The following is a 4,832-nucleotide window of genomic DNA, read 5'->3' as shown; positions in this document are numbered from 1 at the left end:
GATTTGGCCTCTCTATCAATAACTTGCAAAAAGGCGGAAAACAACCCGATTCCTCTCTATATAGAGGAGCAAACCAGCCTCTTCTATATAGAAGCGACCCTCAAAGCACCCCYGACTCTTTGAAAGCAGCTACCGCACCAGCCCCCAGGCCCAACACGCGCTGCAAAACCTCCTGCGTATGTTCGCCCAACAACGGAGGAGCATTGCGATACTCCACCGGGGTCTTGGACAAACGAATCGGGCTCGCCACCTGCGGCACGCTCCCCGCCAACGAATGAGGCATCTCAATTGCCAACCCACGCGCCTTGACCTGAGGATCAGCAAACATCTGCGCCAGATCATTGATCGGACCACATGGCACACCAGCTTGCTCCAACTGCAGCACCCACTCAGCAGTGGTCTTGAACACCGTCGCCTGACGGATCAGCGGAATCAAAATTGCCCGATTTGCCACTCGCATCTTATTCGTCGCAAAGCGCGGGTCATCCGCCCACTGCGGCTGCCCGGCCACTTCGGCAAACTTGCGGAATTGACCATCGTTACCCACGGTGAGGATGAAGTCGCCATCCGCCGTAGGAAAGTCCTGATAGGGCACGATGTTCGGATGGGCATTACCCAGGCGCTTCGGTGCATTGCCTGTCGTCAGGTAGTTCATTGCCTGGTTGGCCAGGCATGCGACCTGGACATCCAGCAATGCCATGTCGATATGCTGGCCGCCACCGTCGTGATCCCGGTGCGCAAGCGCAGCCAGAATCGCCACCGTCGAGTAGAGGCCGGTCAAGATGTCTGTCAGCGCCACACCGACCTTCACCGGCCCGGCACCGTCATCCCCTTCCGGCCGCCCCGTCAGGCTCATCAGGCCACCCAAGCCCTGAATCATGAAGTCATAGCCCGCACGCTTGGCGTAGGGCCCCGTCTGACCAAACCCCGTAATCGAGCAATAAATCAGATTCGGATTGATCGCCTTGAGCGACTCATAGTCCAGCCCGTAAGCTGCCAGCCCACCGACCTTGAAGTTTTCGATCAGGATGTCCGACTTGGCCGCCAACTCCCGCACCAACTTCTGACCTTCCGGACGCGTGAAGTCGATGGTGACCGATTGCTTGTTGCGGTTGGCCGACAAGTAATAAGCGGCCTCGCTGGTGTTCTCGCCATAGGCGTCTTTAAGAAAAGGAGGCCCCCAGGCACGCGTGTCATCACCATTGCCCGGGCGCTCAACCTTGATCACCTCAGCGCCAAGGTCCGCAAGAATCTGCCCGGCCCAAGGCCCGGCCAGTACCCGCGATAAATCCAGTACCCGCAGATGCGAAAGCGCGCCCATGGCCGTTCTCCTATTAATAGAACGCCTGGATGCCAGTCTGCGCGCGACCGAGTATCAGCGCGTGGACGTCATGCGTACCTTCATAGGTATTCACCACTTCCAGATTGACCAGATGGCGAGCGACACCGAACTCATCGGAGATACCGTTGCCACCCAGCATGTCACGCGCCATGCGAGCAATGTCCAGGGACTTGCCGCAAGAGTTACGCTTCATCATCGAAGTGATCTCGACCGCCGCAGTGCCTTCGTCTTTCATACGCCCCAGACGCAGACAGCCTTGCAGCGCCATGGTGATTTCGGTCTGCATGTCGGCGAGCTTCTTCTGGATCAGCTGAGTGGCAGCCAATGGACGACCGAACTGCTGACGATCCAGGGTGTATTGGCGAGYAGTATGCCAGCAGAACTCGGCAGCACCCAACGCGCCCCAGGAAATGCCATAACGCGCGGAGTTGAGGCAGGTAAACGGCCCCTTCAAACCACGGACGTCAGGGAAGATGTTCTCTTCAGGGACAAACACATTGTCCATGACGATTTCGCCAGTGATGGACGCACGCAAGCCGACCTTGCCGTGAATCGCCGGAGTGCTCAGGCCTTTCCAGCCCTTCTCCAGAACGAAACCGCGGATGTCACCGGCGTCATCCTTAGCCCAGACCACAAAGACATCAGCAATCGGACTGTTGGTGATCCACATTTTGTTGCCGGTCAGGCTGTAGCCGCCTTCCACTTTGCGCGCGCGAGTAATCATCGCGCCCGGGTCGGAACCGTGGTTAGGCTCTGTCAGACCAAAGCAGCCAATCCACTCACCGGTAGCCAGTTTCGGCAGGTACTTTTGTTTCTGTGCTTCAGTGCCGAATTCGTTGATCGGCACCATCACCAGCGAGGACTGCACGCTCATCATCGATCGGTAGCCGGAGTCGACACGCTCGACTTCACGAGCAATCAAGCCGTAGCTGACGTAGTTGAGGCCGCTTCCACCGTACTGCTCAGGGATAGTCGCGCCCAACAGGCCGACTTCGCCCATTTCACGGAAGATCGCCGGGTCGGTCTTCTCGTGGCGGAAAGCTTCAAGAACGCGCGGTGCGAGCTTCTGCTGAGCGAATTGCTCGGCAGTGTCGCGAATCATGCGTTCTTCTTCAGTGAGCTGTTGATCCAGCAACAGAGGATCGATCCAGTTGAAGCTCGCTTTACCGCCCATGAGTGTGTCCTCTCGAATCAGGGTCAAATTACGTGGACTGATCCTAGGCCGGGTACGGCATTACGGCAAACGAGGATTTTGCATACTGTTGTGCTAATTTCTCACTCCGAAACATCGTAAAAGAGCCTTTATGCGATGTATTAGTGAGGTTGACGTACATGCGTAGGAAAATCCCCAGCACTACAGCCCTGATCAGCTTCGAAGCGGCCGCACGCCACGAAAGCTTTACCAAAGCCGCCCTGGAGCTTTCGCTGACTCAGGGCGCCATTTGCCGACAGATCGCCAGCCTGGAAGAGTTCCTAAGCGTCGAACTTTTCCGACGCTCGCGACGCGGGGTGAAGCTGACGGAAGCCGGCCTTTCCTACAGCCGCCGCGTGGCCACCCAACTCGACGCGGTGGAGCGGGACACGCTGTCAGTGATGGGGCAACAGGGCGCCAACGTGATCGAACTGGCAGTGGTTCCAACCTTTGGCACTCAATGGTTACTCCCACGACTTAAAGACTTTCAACTCAAGCACCCGGAAGTTACGGTCAACCTCACCAACCGCACGCGCCCCTTCCTGTTCGCAGACACCGATTTTGATGCAGCGATTTACTTCGGTGACGCCGATTGGTCAGGGACCGAGTCCCACAGGTTGATGGGAGAAAATCCGATGCMGGTATGCAGCCCCGCCCTACTGGGCAAAAAGACAAATCTGACACCCGTTGAAATTGCGGAACTACCACTGTTGCAACAGACCACTCGTCCTTATGCCTGGCGTCAGTGGTTCAATTCCGAGAATCTGAATATCCCTCGGGACATGACAGGACCGCGCTACGAGCTATTCTCCATGCTCGCTCAAGCCGCGATGCACGACATGGGGATTGCGCTGATTCCACCGTTCCTGATTCAGCGTGAATTGGCGGAAAAGCGCCTGGTGATTGCCAGCACTCGAGCCTTGTCGAGCATCAAGGCTTATTACCTGATGATTCCCGAGCGAAAGGTGGAATCGGCCTCTTTAAAGGCGTTTCGTGACTGGCTACTCAATCAAGCCCACAGCTACAACCTAGAAGGATAAAGGCCTCAGCCAATAGCTGACCCCGTAGTCAATAAAACAAAAGCCCTACAGATATAACTATATGTCGCATATCCACAGACTGTACTGAAAAGCAGCACAAACGTCCCACAAGCGCCTGACGACGTGGCTTTGAGCCGCTATTGGCGGGCGATGACGACTCATTCACGGTAAAGATATGCAATTTCCAAATTTTCAACAAAACCTCCTACAAGTCGCGGCCTACAAGGGGTTGAACCCATTACTTGCGACATTCGGTCACGGGGTGACTTGTAGTTAATTTTCCGTCACCCGTCATAATCCCTTGAAGGGCACAAAGTTCGCCTGCAAAATGCCGCGCCCCGCCCTGATTCGGCGGGATCGTGCTGATCGGCCGCCCCAGCCGCACCATCCGTAGTGCCTGGGTTTACTCAATAAGATCACGCAGGAGATTTGACGTGCACATTGGTGTTCCTCTCGAAACCCAGACGGGTGAAACACGGGTTGCTGCAACCCCGGAAACCATCAAGAAGCTGATCGGCCAAGGTCATAAGGTCACTGTGCAAAGCGGCGCCGGCATTAATGCCAGTGTTGTCGACAGTGCTTATGAAGCGGCAGGCGCAACGATTGGCAGCGCCAACGATGCGTTTGGTGCCGAGCTGATTCTCAAGGTGGTCGCTCCCAGCGACAGCGAACTGACACTGATTAAAAGCGGCACCGTTGTGGTGGGCATGCTCAATCCGTTCAGCAATGAAACTATCGCCAAGCTGGCCGAACGCGGTATTACCGCCTTCGCACTGGAGGCCGCACCACGCACCTCCCGCGCGCAGAGCCTGGATGTGCTGTCTTCCCAAGCGAACATCGCCGGCTATAAAGCCGTGTTGTTGGCCGCTCATCACTACCCACGCTTCATGCCGATGCTGATGACCGCTGCAGGCACTGTGAAAGCAGCACGCGTGCTGATTCTGGGCGCAGGTGTGGCAGGTTTGCAGGCCATTGCAACCGCCAAGCGTCTGGGTGCAGTGATCGAGGCCTCGGACGTACGTCCGGCGGTGAAGGAACAAATCGAATCCCTCGGAGCCAAGTTCGTCGACGTGCCGTACGAAACCGATGAAGAGCGCGAATGCGCCGTCGGCGTCGGCGGTTACGCGCGCCCAATGCCCGCCAGCTGGATGCAACGTCAGGCCCTGGCTGTGCACGAACGCGCCAAGCAGGCTGACATCGTCATCACCACCGCACTGATCCCGGGCCGCAAGGCGCCAACGCTGTTGAGCGCGGAAAC

Annotated in this window: 4 protein-coding genes; 2 read left to right on the top strand and 2 right to left on the bottom strand. The window is 57.0% G+C overall.

Features of this window, described 5'->3' with window-relative positions:
* Positions 1–100: 100 nt before the first annotated feature.
* Both AC1DSG_RS27765 and AC1DSG_RS27760 read right to left on the bottom strand, forming a co-directional pair.
* Positions 101–1,321, bottom strand: a complete 1,221-nt coding sequence (locus tag AC1DSG_RS27765) for a CaiB/BaiF CoA transferase family protein (protein WP_477793736.1) — start codon at positions 1,319–1,321, stop codon at positions 101–103.
* 13 nt (positions 1,322–1,334) lie between these two features.
* On the bottom strand, positions 1,335–2,516 hold the full coding sequence (locus tag AC1DSG_RS27760; protein ID WP_477793735.1) for an acyl-CoA dehydrogenase: 1,182 nt from the start codon (positions 2,514–2,516) through the stop codon (positions 1,335–1,337).
* 158 nt (positions 2,517–2,674) lie between these two features.
* On the opposite strand from AC1DSG_RS27760, the gene AC1DSG_RS27755 reads away from it, so the two are divergent.
* Together AC1DSG_RS27755 and AC1DSG_RS27750 are read left to right on the top strand one after the other, a co-directional pair.
* Positions 2,675–3,574 carry a LysR family transcriptional regulator gene (locus AC1DSG_RS27755; protein ID WP_477793734.1) on the top strand — a complete coding sequence of 300 codons (900 nt, stop codon included), beginning with the start codon at positions 2,675–2,677 and terminating at the stop codon, positions 3,572–3,574.
* 434 nt (positions 3,575–4,008) lie between these two features.
* On the top strand, positions 4,009–4,832 hold an 824-nt coding region (locus tag AC1DSG_RS27750; protein WP_477793733.1), incomplete at its 3' end, for an NAD(P) transhydrogenase subunit alpha.

The organism is Pseudomonas sp. P5_A12 (assembly GCF_056400685.1).
Note: the sequence above shows the minus strand (reverse complement) of the source record. Positions and strands in the feature narration are given on the sequence as shown.